At 37.1% G+C, this 18,507-nt stretch carries 14 protein-coding genes; 8 read left to right on the top strand and 6 right to left on the bottom strand.

Annotation, left to right across the window (positions count from 1 at the left end; genetic code table 11):
* Positions 1-82: 82 nt before the first annotated feature.
* On the bottom strand, positions 83-277 hold the full coding sequence (locus tag AC3ITD_RS05235; RefSeq protein WP_489364636.1) for a hypothetical protein: 195 nt from the start codon (positions 275-277) through the stop codon (positions 83-85).
* A gap of 257 nt (positions 278-534) precedes the next feature.
* Between AC3ITD_RS05235 and AC3ITD_RS05230 the strand changes: the two genes are divergently transcribed.
* Positions 535-732 (top strand): hypothetical protein, encoded by a 198-nt coding sequence (locus AC3ITD_RS05230; protein WP_489364634.1) that lies wholly within the window; start codon positions 535-537, stop codon positions 730-732.
* An 11-nt stretch (positions 733-743) separates the two neighbouring features.
* On the opposite strand, the gene treY is transcribed toward AC3ITD_RS05230, so the two are convergent.
* The 4 genes from treY to AC3ITD_RS05210 all read right to left on the bottom strand — a co-directional run bounded on the left by treY (position 744) and on the right by AC3ITD_RS05210 (position 7,935).
* Positions 744-4,787, bottom strand: coding sequence for a malto-oligosyltrehalose synthase (gene treY, locus AC3ITD_RS05225; protein ID WP_489364632.1), 4,044 nt, complete (start codon positions 4,785-4,787; stop codon positions 744-746).
* Positions 4,780-6,654 (bottom strand): malto-oligosyltrehalose trehalohydrolase, encoded by a 1,875-nt coding sequence (gene treZ, locus AC3ITD_RS05220; protein WP_489364630.1) that lies wholly within the window; start codon positions 6,652-6,654, stop codon positions 4,780-4,782. The genes treY and treZ overlap by 8 nt, the downstream gene beginning before the upstream one ends.
* Before the next feature lie 11 nt (positions 6,655-6,665).
* A complete protein-coding gene (locus AC3ITD_RS05215) occupies positions 6,666-6,899 on the bottom strand; it encodes a hypothetical protein (RefSeq protein ID WP_265799234.1) in 234 nt (77 codons plus the stop codon).
* Between the two features lie 172 nt (positions 6,900-7,071).
* Positions 7,072-7,935 carry an OmpA/MotB family protein gene (locus AC3ITD_RS05210; RefSeq protein WP_489364627.1) on the bottom strand — a complete coding sequence of 288 codons (864 nt, stop codon included), beginning with the start codon at positions 7,933-7,935 and terminating at the stop codon, positions 7,072-7,074.
* 434 nt (positions 7,936-8,369) lie between these two features.
* On the opposite strand from AC3ITD_RS05210, the gene AC3ITD_RS05205 reads away from it, so the two are divergent.
* Positions 8,370-8,690, top strand: a complete 321-nt coding sequence (locus AC3ITD_RS05205; protein WP_489364626.1) for an RNA recognition motif domain-containing protein — start codon at positions 8,370-8,372, stop codon at positions 8,688-8,690.
* A gap of 75 nt (positions 8,691-8,765) precedes the next feature.
* Here AC3ITD_RS05205 and galK read toward each other — a convergent pair whose 3' ends face one another.
* Positions 8,766-9,917 (bottom strand): galactokinase, encoded by a 1,152-nt coding sequence (gene galK / locus AC3ITD_RS05200; RefSeq protein WP_265799232.1) that lies wholly within the window; start codon positions 9,915-9,917, stop codon positions 8,766-8,768.
* A gap of 156 nt (positions 9,918-10,073) precedes the next feature.
* Between galK and AC3ITD_RS05195 the strand changes: the two genes are divergently transcribed.
* The 6 genes from AC3ITD_RS05195 to AC3ITD_RS05170 are packed head-to-tail and all read left to right on the top strand — an operon-like array spanning position 10,074 to position 18,435.
* Positions 10,074-10,775, top strand: coding sequence for an NUDIX hydrolase (locus AC3ITD_RS05195; protein ID WP_265799231.1), 702 nt, complete (start codon positions 10,074-10,076; stop codon positions 10,773-10,775).
* 47 nt (positions 10,776-10,822) lie between these two features.
* On the top strand, positions 10,823-11,500 hold the full coding sequence (locus tag AC3ITD_RS05190; protein ID WP_489364622.1) for a response regulator: 678 nt from the start codon (positions 10,823-10,825) through the stop codon (positions 11,498-11,500).
* Positions 11,500-12,849: a HAMP domain-containing sensor histidine kinase gene (locus AC3ITD_RS05185; protein WP_489364620.1), complete on the top strand. Its 1,350-nt coding sequence runs from the start codon at positions 11,500-11,502 to the stop codon at positions 12,847-12,849. Before AC3ITD_RS05190 ends, AC3ITD_RS05185 begins: the two co-directional genes overlap by 1 nt.
* A 56-nt stretch (positions 12,850-12,905) precedes the next feature.
* A complete protein-coding gene (locus AC3ITD_RS05180) occupies positions 12,906-14,177 on the top strand; it encodes a TolC family protein (RefSeq protein WP_489364617.1) in 1,272 nt (423 codons plus the stop codon).
* A 5-nt stretch (positions 14,178-14,182) separates the two neighbouring features.
* Positions 14,183-15,280 carry an efflux RND transporter periplasmic adaptor subunit gene (locus AC3ITD_RS05175; protein ID WP_489364615.1) on the top strand — a complete coding sequence of 366 codons (1,098 nt, stop codon included), beginning with the start codon at positions 14,183-14,185 and terminating at the stop codon, positions 15,278-15,280.
* Positions 15,281-15,306: 26 nt separating this feature from the next.
* Positions 15,307-18,435 carry an efflux RND transporter permease subunit gene (locus tag AC3ITD_RS05170; RefSeq protein WP_489364613.1) on the top strand — a complete coding sequence of 1,043 codons (3,129 nt, stop codon included), beginning with the start codon at positions 15,307-15,309 and terminating at the stop codon, positions 18,433-18,435.
* Positions 18,436-18,507: the final 72 nt, after the last annotated feature.

Raw genomic sequence — 18,507 nt, 5'->3', positions numbered from 1 at the left:
ATCAGGTTTGATGAATTGCTGTTAAAATCCTTTTCGATTTAGAAATATTTGAGAGTGGAGAAGAGATATAGAAACTATTTATCTAAAGAATTGAGATATTGATGGCTTTTAAACTATCGTCTAATGTAATTTCGAAAGAAACCTGATCATCCACCTTCACAAAGTCATTAACGAATTCCATACTAAATTTAATATCTTGAGCATTCTCGTCTACGATTACGCCCGATTGTTTCTCGCTGTCAATGTAGACAATAGTTCCTACTCTCAATTTACTCATTTATATCATCCTAAAAATTCGACGAAAATAATTAAATATGTAGAATTAAAAATACATTATATTTGATTTTGAACAACTTTTAGCTATAATAAGATGTCAATATGCAAAGAGATAAAAAATTACCGAGAGCAATTAACCTGAAAAATTTCGAAAAAAGTTTCACAGGGCACAATAAATAGACAAAATAATTACTAACTTAGAATTTAAAGCTACATTTTCTTAATTATTGTTTAATAAATACCAAAAAAAATGTTATTATGAATAATTCACCCTCAACAACTAACCAAAAAACAGAAATTGTAAGTATTTCCGAAGAAAAAGATCTAATTTATTGGACCATTAGGCTTGGAATCACAACGGAAGTACTTAAATCTGCGATCAGAGCAACCAGATGCGTTACTTTAAATGATATTTTCGTTTACCTGGACAAGAAGAACATCAAGCACTTTGCGTGAATGTATCCACGTTATTTTGTTCTGCCGTAAGTTGAAGTAATATCTGCAAGCCAATGTTTGATTGCTTTGAGCTTTTCCAGATCCAATCGCCATAACCAGTTGCCATTTGCGTTACCTGGAATATTCATTCTTGCTTCTTCATTTAAACCTAAAACATCCTGGATCGGCACAATGGCTATTTTAGCAGTCGATGAAAATGCAAGTCTGATAAATTCCTTATGAATTTCCTTTTCATCAATTTGGCGATCAAAATATCTTGTTATGCGCTCTTTTGTTTGTTGGTCTACATCTTTCTCATACCAACCAACTAATGTATTATTATCATGTGTACCAGAATACACGATACAATTTTGGCTTGTAAAGTTATGCGGAATATGCGAAGATGCAGAAAGATCACTTCCAAAAGCGAACTGTAGTACTTTCATTCCAGGCAATTTAAATTCATCCCTAAGCTGCTCTACTTCGGTGCTTATTTCCCCCAAATCTTCGGCAATGAAAGGCATGTCTGGAAATTTCGCTTTAATTACCTTAAAGAAATTTTCGCCCCCTCCTTTTTCCCATTTCCCGTTAATAGCATTTTCTCTATCTGCAGGTATTTCCCAATAGGACGAAAAAGCAATAAAGTGGTCTAAACGGAGCAGATCGAACATTTCCATATTCTTCTGTAACCTTTTAATCCACCACTCATAATTACTACTTTCCAGTACAGTCCAGTTAAAAACAGGCATCCCCCATAATTGGCCATTCTCATTAAAGTAATCTGGAGGAACACCAGCTACAAACGTGGGTTTCAAATTAGCATCCAATTTAAAAAGCTCGGGATCAGACCAAACTTCCACAGAATCATAATCTAAATAAAATGGCAAATCTCCAATTATTTTAATACCCTTTGAGTTTGAATAATCTTTGAGTTTATGCCACTGCTTAAAAAATACATACTGCTGCCATTTTACCTCGTCAATTTCTTCAGCAAATTCACTACGAAAAACATCGATTTGTTTCGTTTCCCTTTTTTTAAATTCTGCCCGCCAATTATACCATTCTAATTGTTGATGATGATTTTTTATAGCGGTATATAAACCAAAATCGTCAAGCCATTCTCTTTCTTTGGTACAGAAGTTGAAAAATTCTAAGTCAGTATTTTCCGTTTTGTTCTTTTTAAAAGCTTTGTAAGCTTTTTTGAGCAACTTGAATTTTGCTTCCTCGACTTGAGAAAATTCAACTTCATCTTCGAAAGGCAAAACGGAAGCGCTCAAATCATCAACCGTAAGCCCACCTTCGTCTACCAATTGTTCTAAATCGATTAGTAAAATATTACCCGCCTTAGCCGAATTGCTTGAGTATGGACTATAGCCATTTCCAACTTTCGTGGGATTTAGTGGTAATATTTGCCAGTATTGTTGGTTTGTTTCTGCTAAAAAATCGACAAATCTATTGGCTTCAGATCCAAAATCACCAATTCCGTATTTAGAAGGCAAGGAAGTAATGTGCATCAGGATACCAGCAGATCGCTCAATGGGTTTGCGTTTTAACTCAATTAAACCAATTTGCAATTCACCAAATAACTGGTTGACCAAAAAATTTTCATTTAGGATATCTTTTACTTCATCTTTTTCAGTTATAATATTGCGCCAGCTAGTAGGAAACTCTTTCGGAAGTATAATCTGGGTATCTAACCAATTAAATTCCACAATTTCTTCAGCTTTGCTTATCGTTGCTAAACCTAAAGGAACCGCAATAACAACATATCTATCCTTGTATTTACGAGCAAAAGCTAAAATATTATCGTGATAAGTACCTTCTACTTTTAACGGAATATAATCCCCTTGAGTGAAAAGATCCTGATTTTCTTTTCTAAAATTGATGAGTTTTTTAGTTAACCATAATTTGATTTTCCCGGAATACCTTGAAGACCAAAGTTCTTTTAGTGATGATTCTTCTTGTATAAACTGATTCCGTTTTTCATAATCAACCGGCCTGCGATTGTCTGGATCAACCAAGCTCAAGTCCCAAAGTTCTGTTCCCTGGTAAACATCCGGAATACCTGGACAAACGAATTTCAAAACCAGTTGAGACAAACTATTTAGAATTCCAAAATCTGCAATGCGATTGAGAAGTTTCGAAATTATGGCGAAGCTTTCTTCATTTTCATCAATTAACTGAAGTGCGAAATCCTGTAATAGTTTTTCATATTCTTCATTCGGTTCTGCCCAATCAGATCTTTTCTTGGCTTCTCTTAAGGCCTTTTCTATAAACTGAACCAAACGATTATCAAACTCATCTGCATCCTCGCCGGGATAAGGGATAGCGCCTAAAATAGTCTGAAAAATAAGATAAAAATCATTGTTGTGGATTAACTTATAGATTTCGTTTAGTTTTTCGGAGTTTTTTATCGCTGAACTGAAATCCTGAATGGCTACCTGCCATACCTTAGGAAGATCAGTAAGTACATTTATTCTAGCTCGAAAGTCTTCTCCCTTCTTGGTATCGTGAGTAGAACTTCCGTTTAACGACAATGGCCAATGCAACTGTCGATCAACCATTTTCTGATGGAATTCGGTGACACTGAAACCAAATGCATCGGGTGCATCGCCAACTTCCGAGTGCCCAACAAAACGATTATAGGTAAACATTACGGTATCTTCTACCCCTTTAGCCATTAACGGCCCGCTAAATTGCATTAACCGCTGGTAAAATTTGCTCAGTTTGCCATTATATTCAGCATCCGAATGTAATGGTACCGCTAAAAACATCTGTTTTAAAGCTAAAGTCGCTTCTTTTAAGCCTTCCTGATTTGCAGCGATATCCAATAACGCTTTTAAATTTTCGCTATCGTTGTCTGGAAGTGGAAAATTGTAATTGTAATAGCGATAAACAGGCATTTGAATCAATAGCTCTGCGATTGCCCGTTTTAATTTTTCAGGTTTAACCCTGTCAATTTCTTCAGTTGAAAGAAGCTTTAAATCAGTAAATAAATCAAATAAATTGTTTAGCTCTCCTTGCATGTATTGAAACAGGAAAGTTTCTTTTTTTTCATTTATTAATATTTTTGGATCAAGATTTTTGCCAGTGATTTCTTTATAAATTTCATCGAACTTGCCCCTATTCGTTTGGTTGGTGAATAGATTATTTGTCATGGCCAAAAAGTCATATCCTGTGTTGCCTTGTACCGGCCAATCGGACGGCAATTGTTCATCTCGTTCCAAAATCTTCTCTACAACAATATAAACTTCATCACCAACAACCTTTCTCAATCTTTCTAAATAGCCTTTTGGATCATAAAGTCCATCAATATGATCAATGCGTAGACCTTGAAAAATATCCTTTTTAACTAGCTCTAAAATGTATTCATGGTAAATGTCGAAGTTTTCCTGATCCTGAATATTCAAACAGATTAGTGCATTTACCGTAAAAAACCTTCTGTAATTGATGGTATGATTTGTTTCTTGCCAGTTATACAGGCGATAAAACTGCTTATTCGCAATTTCTTTAATCAGTTTCTTGTCGATGATTTCATCCTCATTTTTACCAGCAAGCCTTTCCTGACTAACTATATTTAAAGGCCAGTTTGAATCTCCATTGTTGAGAAAGTATTCACCTTTAATTTTGATTAATTTTAACGCTGAGCTTTCAATAGCATCTTCCAGATCTGAACCTAAAAAAGGTACCATCAGTTTTTGGTCATTCGAAATATCGATATCAAAAAAAGAGGCATATTTTGACATGCTCCCATTTTTCAAGACATCCATTAACCATTTATTTTTTGGTGAGAATGCCATATGATTAGGAACAATATCCTGAATCCAGCTAATTTTGGCCGCCTTTAGTCCTGTGGAGATTTCTAACAATTCATCCTCGGTACCAATTTCTGGGTTCACCCGAAGTGGATTTACAACATCATAACCATGAGTGCTACCCTCAACAGCTTCAAATATCGGTGAGGCATAAATGGTATCGATCCCTAGTTTTTGTAAATACGGAATGATGTTATTTAATGATTTAAAATTAAAATCTTTATGAAATTGAATGCGATATGTTGAAGTTGGTTTAAACATTTTGGCTACTAAAAATTAGGATCGATTCTGGAAAAATAGTGAGCTTATTATCAGTAAAATCTACATCGTTATTGTCGTTTCCTCCCCACTGATTGGCTGCAGAATTTAAAACGAGGTTATAATCCAATCCATTTGAGACTGGCAAAACTTGCTGTTGCTTTGAAAAATTTAATGCGCATAATACTTTTTGTTTTTGATGCCATCGGATCATCGTTAAACAATTTTGATCTCGATAAACATCAACCTTTAATTGTTGACGGTCAAGATGGGCCAATGCAGGTGAGGACTTTCGCAGCTTTATAATTGCCTTGTAAAATGCATGCATGATCTGATGTTTGCCCTGAATCTGGCTTTGCCAATTTAGTTTTGAATGATTAAATGTTTCCTCACTTTGCGGATCAGGAACTTCTTCACCGTTATGGAATGCGGCAAATTCTCTTTTTCTCCCTTCCCTTACCAGCCCAACCAGTTCTTCGTCAATATGTGAGATAAAAAACATAAATGGATTTTCTTCAGCGTATTCTTCACCCATAAAAATGAGTGGTAAATAAGGGCTCACAAACACAGTGGCAGCCATCAGCTTTAGCATTTCAAAACTTACCAGCTGGCTTGTACGCTCACCAAGCATTCTATTGCCTACCTGATCGTGGTTTTGAGAGAAAACGATAAATTGCTTTCCAGGATTGTCTTTGGCTTTTGTTCCAAAGCACTTTTCTCGATGAGTCGAAAACTGACCATCATATACGTAGGCATCAGTTAAAGCTTTACCCAAATGCTCAATTCCATCGAAATCAGAATAATAGCCGTATTTCGCTTGACCGGCAGTTACACGAAGCGCATGATGGAATTCGTCGATCCATTGTGCATCCATGCCGTAACCACCCTGCTCTATTGGATTGATGTATTTATTATCATTTAAATCAAGTTCAACTATAAGGTTGAAATCCCTGCCAACAGTTTCAGAAAGAAGGTTTACGTTTTCCTTAATTTCTCTTAAAATGTGCTTGGCACTTCCATCTTTAATCGCATGAACGGCATCTAGTCTCAATGCATCAATGTGAAAATCGCGGAACCACATCAATACGTTTTCGATATAATACTGCCTTACGGGATCGCATTTTTCATCATCAAGATTGATTGCGCTGCCCCAGGGAGTATGATATTTATCGGTAAAATAGGCACCAAAATCGCTGAAGTAATTTCCTTCCGGTCCTAAATGATTGTAAACTACATCCAAAATCACTGCAATGCCCTTTTCGTGACAAAGGTTTACCAGATGCTGTAATTCTTTTGGTCCGCCATAGGTATTTTGTACAGCAAAGGGATATACACCATCGTAACCCCAATTTCGGTTGCCAGGAAATTGTGCCACAGGCATGATTTCGATCGCATTTATGCCCAAATCAACTAAATAATCCAGCTTGTTTTCAATGGATTTAAAATCTCCATCAGGAGTAAAAGTACCAGTGTGAAGCTCGTAGATAATATAATCTTCTAACGAAACACCCTTCCAATCTGTATCTGTCCAATGGAATGATTTCAAATTTAACGCAGTTGACATTCCGGAGATGCCATCTTTTTGGTAAATTGATGCAGGATCTGCTCTTGTGATGGGTTTTGCAGCAGAAAGATCGTCTTCCGTTTCACCCGATTGCCAGATTTTAAAAGAGTATTGATCACCCTCGGAAATATAGGATGAGAGCGCATACCAATAACCAAAATTTTGTTTCAATAATGGTATTTCTAACTCTTTTTCTGGAATAAATAACAATACATTATTAGCATTTGGAGCCCAAAGCCAGATTTCGACTTTATTACCTTCCAAAAAATTCAAACCAATGCTTCGCTTTCGGATATCTATTTTCATAATACCTGATGTTATTGGTTTAGCGCAAAGCTGTAAAGTTCCTTTCCTTCGGGGGTAACAAAATCAATTTTTGCTAACGTGATTCCATCTACAATTCCTCCAATATGAGTTTTAAGATCAGTCGAAATCTGATCAACATCTTCCATTTCCCCGATAACTATTTCCACCTCGGCAGGTCCTTTGCTTCGCACTTCTTCAACCCTGTTTCCTAAATATTTTTTTAATTGATTGATTAGCTCTTCCATAATTTTGTATATGAACAATCGCTAAAGGATAGAAAATGTTTGAAGGAATTTTGAAGCAGATGAAATTTTTTATTGAGTAGGTTGCAATAGTTATGAGTTTGATAGAATTTGTGATAAAAAAAGAGCCTGCACTTCAAAATGACCAGGCTCTTAATTTAACTGATTCGTTATTTTATTTTTGAGATGCTTCGGGTGCTTTCCCAATCAGATCCATGAATTGATCTAATTTAGGGGTAATGATAATTTGAGTACGTCTATTTTTAGCCTTACCAGCTGGTGTGCTATTATCAGCTACCGGATTGTATTCTCCTCTACCACCTGCTGTCAAGCGTTTTGGATCAACAGAATATTTATTTTGCAATACCTGAACAACAGAAGAAGCACGTAAAGCACTTAAATCCCAATTGTTGCGAATATTAGGCTGCGAAATTGGAACATTATCTGTGTTACCTTCGATTAGTACATCATAAGAACTGTAATCCTGAATAATTTTAGCGATTTTACTTAGGGTTTCTCCTGCTTTATCGCTTACTTCAAATCCACCTGATTTATATAACATATTGTCGGCCAGAGAGATGTACACTACGCCTTTTAATACTTGAACATCAACATCACTCAATTCTTCCCTACTTAATGAGCGGGTTAAGTTATTTGTTAACACCATGTTGAGTGAGTCGCTTTTGTTCTTCGCATTCACCAATTGTTTGATGTATTTATTTGAACTATTGATTTCATCAACCAATTTCGAAATGTTAACATTTCCCTGGCTGCTTGAACTTAAACATTTGTTCAATGCATCTTGAAGGGCCGTTACATTTGCTTTTTCTGATGCAATTTGCTCTTCTAAACTTTTAACCCTGCTGGTTGCGCCAGTTAATTCTCTTTGGCTATCCTGATATTTATTACTCATCTCCTGGTTCCGTTCTCTGAGTTTAGCATAAGTATCCTGCAACTCTGTATATTTTTTGTTGCTAACACAACCAGATACCAGTACAATTGCCAGAAGCACTAATGGGAATGATTTGTATATTTTCATAATCTTATTTTTTCCAAATCCTTAACAAATTCCTTGCCGTAATATCAAAAACCCACTTTCAAGCCGATTGAAGCATGCTGGCTCTTAGAGAAAGAACTCATTCTTCTTGAAAAAGTAATCTAAAGTTCATCTATTCTGATTAGAAGCGGCGATCGATTATAAATTTTAAATATCTGGGGTGATAGTCAATACCAAATAAAATGATTGGTAGTAAAGCGTATTTAAAGAGATGTTGAACCTTCAGCACAAATAAATCGCCTTACTGATTTTTCAAACAATATTAAACTAATATAATTCAATAAGTTTTGCAAAAAAAGAGGACAATTACATTTGTTTCTGCTTTAATATTGCTTATTTTGCAACATTATTAATATAAAAGGTAGTTATCAAGACATATTAATAATTAAAATTATCCTTAAATTAACTTTCTTAATATGATTAAGCTTTTTGTCGGTGGTTTAGCAGATAATATCCAGGAAATGGATCTGGCAATTTTTATCAGCCTACATGGTAAAATTGAAACCATAAAAATTGTTAGAGATAGAGCAACCGGAAAATGTAAGGGTTATGCGTTTATAGAAGTGCTCAATCAATCAGATGCTAGCAATATTATTTCTATGCTAAATGGTGAAACATTTAAGGGAAATATAATTACAGTGAAACAAAGCGCTGAAGAAGCACCAAAGAAAGTATTTAAGCCAAAACCTTCTGGTTCACAGCCTCAAAAAAGTAAAAGGCCAAGAATGCAACGTTAAAATTGCAGTGTTAAATTGATTACAAACAGAATAAATAAGGCCTATTTTATTTAAACCTTATTTATCACCTAAAATTTAATTCACCAACTCAGATCCATTATCTGTTTGTACCACGTAGGCATCAAGTTCCAAATTAAATCTCTGTTTGTAGTCTATTTTCGCCCGATCAATCAGTTCGTCAATAGCTTCATCTTCTACAATGTTGATGGTACAGCCTCCAAAACCGCCCCCCATCATTCGTGCGCCGAGAACAGCATTATCATTTTTTACAAGTTCTACCAGAAAATCAAGTTCAGCGCAGCTCACCTCATAATCTTTGCTCAGGCCTTCATGGGTTTGGAACATCAGATGACCTAAAGCGGCAAGATCGCCATTTGCAAGTTGATCAGCGGCTTTCACTACCCTTTCAATTTCCTCTACTACGAAGTTACATTTCTGGAAAACCTCCAAACTTTTTGGCTTTACGTATTGCTCAAGCATAGCCCGATTAACATCCCTTAAGCTTGTTACACCCGCAACAAATTCGCCTACCCAAGCTACCCCTTGTTCGCATTGCGATCTTCTGGTGTTGTATGCAGAGTCGGAAAGTGAATGTTTAACATTCGTATTTAATAAAACCAATTTATAGCCATCTAATTTCAAGGGGATGTAAACGTATTTCATTGAACGGCAATCCAGCATTACAGCATAGTCTTTTTTACCAAAAACGGAAGCAAATTGATCCATAATCCCGCAGTTCACGCCTGCAAAAACATGTTCAGCTTTCTGTGAGATTAGCGCCCTATCCATTTGAGAGATACCGAGGTTGTTGAGATAATCGATGGCAAATACGGTTGCACATTCTAATGCAGCAGAAGAAGACAAACCGGCTCCCAAAGGTACGTTACCATCCAGATAAAGATTAAATCCACCAAACTTATAACCTCTCTTCTTTAGCTGATCTGCAACACCTAAGATATAGTTAGCCCAGCCTTTGTCTGATTTTTCAATGCTTTCAATACTACAATTATGAAATTGCTGATAGCTTTCTGAATAAAGATGGATCTCGTCATCTATTCGTTTAGAAACAGCAACATAAATCGCTTTATTTATGGCAGCAGGCATCACAAAGCCTCCATTGTAATCGGTATGTTCGCCAATAATATTGATTCTACCAGGCGATTTTACAATTATTGATTCAGTATTAAAAGTTTTTACAAATGAGGCTTTTAAAGATTCTATGTCCATAACTATTTCTTTGTGTTTTGAATTGAGCGTATTTTCGTTAATCTAATAATAACAAAGCTATATATAATATATTAAATGTCAAAACGACAATTAATAATTTTATTAATATTTTATATTTTAGTGGAAATTTAAATCATCACCCGATAATTATTAAAAATGTTAGAATATTCTAGTCAACCTCATTATTTAGTCGCTGTAGATTGCATTGTGTTTGGATTTGACGGAGAACACTTGAAAATTTTACTCGTGAAGCGAGGCTTGCAACCAGAAATCAACAAGTGGAGTTTAATTGGAGGCTTTGTGGGCAGTAATGAAAGTCCGGATGAAGCTGCTCAACGTGTTTTAAAAAAGAATACTGGCTTGGAAGGAATTTACCTGGAACAATTGCAAATCTACGGAGAGCCTGCCCGCGACCCGATCGAGCGAACGCTTTCCGTTGGTTATTTTGCATTGATTGATATTAATAAATACAAAACGCAACTAAATGATGATTACCATGCAGAATGGTTTTTAATCAGTGAGCGACCTAGACTCATTTTCGACCACGACAGGATGGTTGCAGATGCGAGAGAAAAATTACGCTATAAAGCAGCCTTACACCCTATTTTGTTCGAAATGTTACCGAAAAAATTCACCATTCCCCAGTTACAGATTCTATTTGAGGAGGTAAATGATACCAAGATCGACACCAGAAACTTCAGCAGGAAGATCAGCTCAACGGGCTTACTGATTAAGTTAGAAGAAAAAGACAAATCCGGTTCTAAAAAAGGGGCCTATTATTTTAAACTGGATAAGAAAAAATATCAGGCAAACCTTCAGGCGTTTTTAAACCTGATTCCAAACCTAAAACCCCTTTAGCACTATCATTTTAATACCGTTTTAAGATCATATCACTATTTTTGTAAATGCTTAAAATAGGAATAGCTGAAGATGATCCAAAAATTGCGGCGTTGTTACAAACTGCATTGGAAGAAAACGGCTATCAGATAAATGTTGTTTCCAACGGAATTGATGCGCTCGAGCACTTCGGTCAGGAACAATTTAACCTGCTAATTATCGACATTATGATGCCGGGTTTAAGTGGCATCCAGGTTTGCAAACGCCTTCGCGAAAAAAAAATCCAAACTCCTATCTTGATGCTTACCGCTATGGGTACCGTTGATGATAAAGTTACTGGCTTAGATGCTGGCGCTGATGATTACCTGGTCAAACCTTTTCATTTAAAAGAACTGCTGGCCCGTGTTTCAGCACTTCTAAGAAGACAAACTTCTTTCGAAAATATTCCAAATCATCAACTTATTTTCGAGGATTTGACAATGGATACCTTAAGCAAAGAGGTAAGCAGGGCCGGGAAAATCATCGACCTCAGTGCCAAAGAATTTGTTTTATTAGAGTTGTTTTTACGAAATCCCAACCGTTTATTATCGCGTCGGTATATTGCTGAAATGGCCTGGGATATTAATTTCGATACAGGGACGAACGTAATAGATGTTTATGTTAATTTCCTGCGAAAGAAAATAGACAAAGACTTCGACAGAAAATTAATTCACACGAAAATAAACATGGGCTACATTTTTAAATAATGAAAATAAAAGATCGCATTGCGTTGTATTTTACTTTGATCAGCACTTCTTTGCTCTTCGCGGTGCTTTGCGTAGTGTATTTTACTTTCATGAAATTTCTGCAGGCTGATTTTTTTGAGCGCCTTACAGATAGAACAATGGTCACGGCGAAATTGTATCTGGAGGCCGACGAAATTAGCAGAGATGCCTTAAATGAGGTGCGGCATAAATACCTGCAAAAGTTAAATGGTGAAGTTACCCGTATTTACGACTATAAAAACCGGGCAACCTTTATTGGCGATTCCGCACAATATTGGACAAAAGCTACAATAGAAAATGTTAGAAAAAACAAACGCCTAAAATATACCGATGGAGAGCGGCAGGTTGTTGGCATTTATTACAAAGATAATCAGGGCGATTTTGTTATCCTGGCTTCGGCAACCGACCAAGGCTCTCATGACAGGCTTGTAAAGCTTTTGAAAATTATGGTTTTTGTTTTCGTAATGATTTCCATTATCGTTTTGCTTTTGAGTAGATGGATTGCTGAAAAAATGCTGCAGCCATTAAAAAAGTTTATGACCGAAGTGAAACAAATTGGTTTGAAAAACATGGAATTTAGAGTTGAAGAGCGCAACACGGAAGACGAAATCGGTCTTATCGCAAAAAACTTCAATCAGTTGATGAACGAATTGGAGCAGGCTTTTATCCTTCAGAAAACTTTTGTAGCGAATGCTTCGCATGAGTTGCGCACACCCGTTACGAGGATGATGATGGCTGCAGAACTGGCGCTATCTAAAGAGCGTGATAGTGATTCCTATCAAAAAGCGATTCAATCCATGCTGGACGATGCTGAAAAGATGGACCATATTATTACCGGATTATTGGCCCTGGCAAAAATGGATGTAGAACTGATCCAGTCGCAGCTTTCCCCTATTCAGGTAGATGAGCTGTTGATAAAAATTCAGCAGGAATGGCAGCATCAAAAAAATCTGGAGATTGAAATAATAAATAATTTGGCTAGCAGCCAGCTACAGGTATCGGCAAACATTGTGTTACTGCAGATTGTGTTTGATAACATTATTTCAAATGCCTTTAAGTTCTCCGAAAACAAAAAGGTAACCTGTACGTTGGAGCGAAATGGTCAAAATTTAGTTGTCAAAATAAGTGATCAGGGAAAAGGAATTTCTGCTTTGGAGCAAGAAGAAGTTTTTAAACCATTTTATACCCGCTCTAAAGAATTAGGGAAAACCGGTGAAGGAATGGGCTTATATATGGCTCAAAAAATTATACACCTATTTAAAGGAAAAATTGAGATTTCAAGCTCAAGCACTCAAAAAAGTGCTTTTATTATTACCCTACCTTTATTTTAATCCGCTTTTAATTTCGATTTAATTCCTGTTTAATTCGGCAAAGATAGTTTTGCCGCATGATGAGAATAAGTATTTTTCTACTTTTTATAATTACTGTTTCTACCAAGCTAAGCTTAGCACAAACTAACACTTTAAAGCTCAATTTGAAACAGGCCGAAGTTCTTTTTCTAAAGAATAATTTTGACCTGTTATCCCGTAATTACGAAATAGATGCCGCCAAAGCCGAAGTAATTACGGCAAAGCTTTTCGATAATCCGGAGCTTGAATACGAAAATCTTTTTTACAACCACGAAACAAAGAAATTCCTGCAAACATCCTTTGAGTATGGGCAATATGCGGCTTCAGTTTCTCAATTAATTAAACTCGCCGGCAAGCGAAACAAAAACATTAAGCTTGCCCAAACAGGCGTAAAATTGGCGGAACTGGAATATTTCGATTTGATACGCACACTTAAGTTTGAGTTACGCAATACTTTTTACAAGACTTACTTCTCCAACCAAACGATAAAGGTTTATGATGAACAGATCAAATCGACTGAAAGCCTATTAAAGGCTTACAATTTGCAGTTGAAAGTGGGTAATGTTGCACTAAAAGATGTAATCAGAATAAAATCATTAATTATTGGTTTAAAATCAGAAAGGGTAAACCTGCTGAATGATTTAGAAGATCATTACAAAGATTTAAGGTTATTGTGTGGCCTGGAACCCAATGCTTCCCTGGTTTTAGAACTTCCAGAAAAAGCGGAAAAGGATATTTCCTTAAATCAAATCCGCTATTCCAATCTGCTCGACTCTGCCAGAACACACAGGGCAGATTTAAAGCTTGCCAAAACTGATCTTGAATATAACGAACTCAATTTAAAGCTTCAAAAAGCAATGGCCATTCCTGATGTCGAAATCTCATTGTCTTACGATTTAAAAGGCAATTATCCGGAAAAATATATGGGTATTGGCCTCAAGATTCCTATTCCCTTATTCAATAGAAACCAGGGAGAAATTAAAAAGGCTAAAGTTGAAATTGATGCTGCTACTTCGAATATAACAAAGCAGGAGATCTTACTATCGAACGAGGTTTTTAACAGCTATCGCACTGCGTTGAGAAATGAAAAACTTTATTTAGAAATCGATCCTGCCTTCAATGGCGAATTTGATAAACTGATCAATGGGTTAATCAAAAACTTCAGAGAAAGAAACATTAGTTTGATCGAATTCCTCGATTTATATGAATCCTACAAGGAAAATATCCTGCAAATAAACAATCTGAAATTCGAAAGAATGAGTTCGAGAGAGGAATTAAACTACGTTACCGGCACCAACATTTTTAACTAATTATTATGCAAACCATTCAAAAAAATATCATTAAGGCACTTCTATTAATAGCAGTAAGTTTCGGCTTTGGCTGTAGTGATAAAAAAGCAGTGCCTCCATCTGAAAAATTCGCCATTACAGATTCGCTGTTGAACAGGCTTACTATCGACACTGTTCAGCAGGCAGATGGCAAAGCAGACATTATATTTTCTGCTAAAATCACAGCCAATGAAGATAGAAAATCAGAGCTCTTCCCCATGGTTAGCGGTTCGGTAAACCGAGTAAATGTGCATTTAGGTGACCAGGTTAAGGCTGGACAAATCCTGGCAACAGTAAACAGTGCTGAAATGGCTGGCTTTGATAAAGAAGTAATTGCCGCCGAAGCTGAACTTAAAACCGCAGATAGAACTTTTAAGCAAGCCGAACAACTTTATGAAAGTGGTTTATCATCGGCTAAAGAATTAGAAGAAGCGAAAAACGATTATCAAATTAAGAAAGCGGAGCTGAAAAGGGCCAATTCTGTTTTAAAAATAAACGGAGGTAGTAGCACGGGTTTATATGCCATAAAATCGCCATTGAATGGCTTCGTGATCGAAAAAAAAGTTAACGATAATATGCAGTTGCGTGGAGATAACGACAAAAGTTTATTTACAGTTGCTGATCTTTCTAATGTTTGGGCAATGATTAACATTTACGAATCGGATATCTCAAGAATTAAAGCTGGCGATGAAGTGAATTTGTCGACCCTATCCTATCCGGAGAAAACTTTTAAGGGAAAAATCGACAAAATTTATAACCTGATAGATCAAGATAGCAAGGTTATGAACGCAAGGGTTATCATTGCAAATCCTGATTTTTTATTGAAGCCAGGTATGCTCGGTACGGTAAGGGTTTCAGCTAGTTCGGATGTAAATTTACCTGTGGTAAACGCTAGGGCGGTAATTTTTGATGAGAATAAAAATTATGTTTTACTATTAAGCAGCGATAATAAGGTCCGCATTCAAGAGATCGAAATTGGCCGCAAAACTGCCGACAAGATCTTTATCAGCAAGGGTGTGAAAGCTGGCGATCGTGTAATTGCGTCGAAACAAGTTTTCTTATTTGAAAACCTGAAAACCCAGTAAAATCCCTTCATCATCAAACTTTAATCATGAACAAATTCATTAAAAGTATCATCGGCTTTGCGCTGAAAAATAAATATTTTATATTTTTCGCCACGTTCATCCTCGTCCTGGCCGGTTATTTCAGCTTCAAAAGCACCACAATAGATGCCTTTCCTGATGTTACCAATACCAACATTACTATTATTACGCAGTGGCCAGGCAGAAGTGCCGAAGAGGTAGAGAAATTCGTAAGTAGGCCACTGGAAATTGCGATGAATCCAACCGAAAAAAGAACCAGCATTCGTTCATCATCCTTATTTGGATTATCGATAGTTAAAGTGAGCTTTGAAGATGATGTTGATTACGCCGAAGCGAGGGTTCAGGTAAACAACCACCTGGATGAAGCCGATTTGCCTGAGGGAATCCAGCCTGAGGTGCAGCCGCCATACGGACCCACGGGAGAAATTTTTCGCTACACTTTAAGCAGTGATCAGAAATCGGTTCGGGAGTTGAAAACATTGCAGGATTGGGTGATCCAGCGTGAACTCCTATCCGTATCAGGCATTGCTGACGTAGTTAGTTTTGGCGGAGAGGTAAAAACCTACCAAATCACAGTTGATCCTCAGAAATCAATTCAATATGGCGTAACGGCTACCGAACTTTTTGAAGCTGTTTCAAAAAGTAACATCAACGTAGGCGGCGACGTTATTGTTCAAAGCGGGCAGGCATACGTGGTGCGTGGAATCGGTGTGCTCAACAATATAGATGAGATTAGAAACGTGGTAGTGGATAACGTAAACGGAACTCCGGTTTACGTAAAAACAATTGCCGAAGTTGCGGAATCGGCTTTGCCGAGATTAGGTCAGGTAGGTAGAGATTATGATCCAGATGTAGTTGAAGGTATTGTGGTGATGCGCAAAGGTGGCAATCCGAGTGAAGTAATTGCCCGTTTAAAAGAGAAAATCAATGTAATTAACGGCTCGATCCTGCCCGACGATGTGAAGATCAAGCCTTTCTACGACCGGGAAGATCTGGTTAACTATTCTGTACACACAGTAATGGGAAACATGCTCGAAGGAATCCTATTTGTTACTTTAATCGTTTTCCTCTTTATGGCCGATTGGCGAACCACGCTAATCGTATCAATCATCATTCCGTTAGCGCTTTTATTTGCGTTTATCTGTCTTAAACTGAAAGGAATGCCTGCAAATTTGTTATCTATGGGGGCGATCGATTTCGGGATCATTATTGATGGTGCAGTGGTAATGGTCGAAGGAATTTTTGTTACCCTGGATATGCGGGCAAAGAAACTGGGCATGGATCGTTTTAACAAAATGAGCAAGCTCGGGTTCATCAAAAAAGCATGTATGGAAAATGGTAAGGGAATCCTTTTTGCCAAACTGATTATCATTACGGGCTTGTTGCCGATCTTCACTTTTGAAAAAGTAGAGGGCAAAATGTTTTCTCCACTCGCCTGGACACTGAGTTTTGCGCTGTTAGGTGCGCTTATTTTAACCTTTACATTGGTGCCTGCGATGGCGAGTGTATTGCTGAAGAAAAATGTAAAAGAAAAACATAATGTTTTTCTGGAATGGATGACCAAAGCCACCCTAAAATTTTACAATATCTGTTTCAGCAAGAAAAAATTGGTTTTTTCCATCTCTATTATCGTGTTGCTGATGGGCGCATTTAGCTTTAAGTTTTTAGGCACAGAATTTCTGCCGAGCTTAGACGAGGGCTCTATTTACGTTCGGGCAACAGGGCCGCTGAGTATTTCTTTAGACGAAACCAAAAAGCTTTCTAATGATATGAGAAAGATATTTTTAAGCTTTGAAGAGGTTAAACAGGTCATGTCGCAAACTGGCCGACCGAACGATGGTACCGATGCAACGGGATTTTACAACATGGAATTTCACGTCGATATTTATCCACGGAAAGAATGGAAAAGAAAACAGAGCAAAGAGCAACTGATTGAACGGATGCAGGAGAAGCTCAAAACATTTCCAGGCATCAGTCTCAACTTTTCGCAACCCATTTCTGATAATGTGGAAGAAGCCGTTTCCGGCGTCAAAGGATCTATTGTGGTAAAAATGTTTGGTGAAAACTTCGAATTCATCGAACAGGAAGAAGAAAAAATTGAAAAGATTTTAAAAACAGTTGAGGGCATCGAAGACCTTGGAATTTTGCGCAATCTTGGTCAGCCAGAGTTACAAATTAACCTCGATCAAAAGAAAATGGCACTTTATGGGGTGAGCACTGCTGATGCAAATGCGGTTATCGAAATGGCAATTGGCGGTAAAGCAGCCACGCAAATTTATGAAGGTGAGCGAAAGTTTGACCTTATTATTCGCTATCCAGAAGATTTCAGGAATGATGAAAGTTCGATCTGTAAACTAAGGATACCGACTTTATCAGGTTCAAATGTACAACTTGGTGAAATATCGAGCATCAGAAAAATTACCGGACCGAGCATGATTTACCGCGATAAACACAAACGTTACGGCGCCATTAAATTTTCCATCCGTGGTCGAGACATGGGCAGCGTAGTTGCGGAAGCACAACAAAAGGTAAATGCACAAATAAAGCTTCCTAAAGAGTACAAACTAGAATGGGCTGGAGATTTTGAAAATCAGCAACGAGCCATTTCCCGATTATCGCAAGCCGTTCCAGTGAGTTTGTTGCTAATCTTCTTCATTCTGTTTGTCCTTTTCGGAAATATCAGAGATGCTTTGCTGGTATTAAACAATGTTCCATTTGCCATGATTGGTGGAATTTTGGCTTTGTTGTTTGCAGGTGTAAACTTTAACATTTCTGCAGGTATCGGCTTTATTGCCTTATCTGGGATCTGTGTACAAAATGGAGTAATTCTGATTACCCGTTTCAAAACCAATATTGCCGAACTGAAACACCACGAAACCTGGACATTTACCGATGCCATGAGAGATGGTATTGCAAGTAGATTCAGACCAGTTTTAATGACTGCTTTAATGGCAGCGATTGGATTAATGCCCGCTGCTTTATCAACCGGAATTGGATCTGAAGCTTCGAAACCCTTAGCCATTGTTGTAATAGGAGGCTTAATTACCAATACACTTTTCAACCTTTTTGTTTATCCGATCGTATTCTACTGGTCGTACAAGAAGAAAGTTGAAAAGATTAATCCTGCACAGGCATAAAAGCACAAAGCCTTTCGGAACCCGAAAGGCTTTGTCGATTAAAATAATTTTTTTCTAATATTGTCATTTGAG

The organism is Pedobacter sp. KH_004, assembly GCF_057840755.1.
Note: the sequence above shows the minus strand (reverse complement) of the source record. Positions and strands in the feature narration are given on the sequence as shown.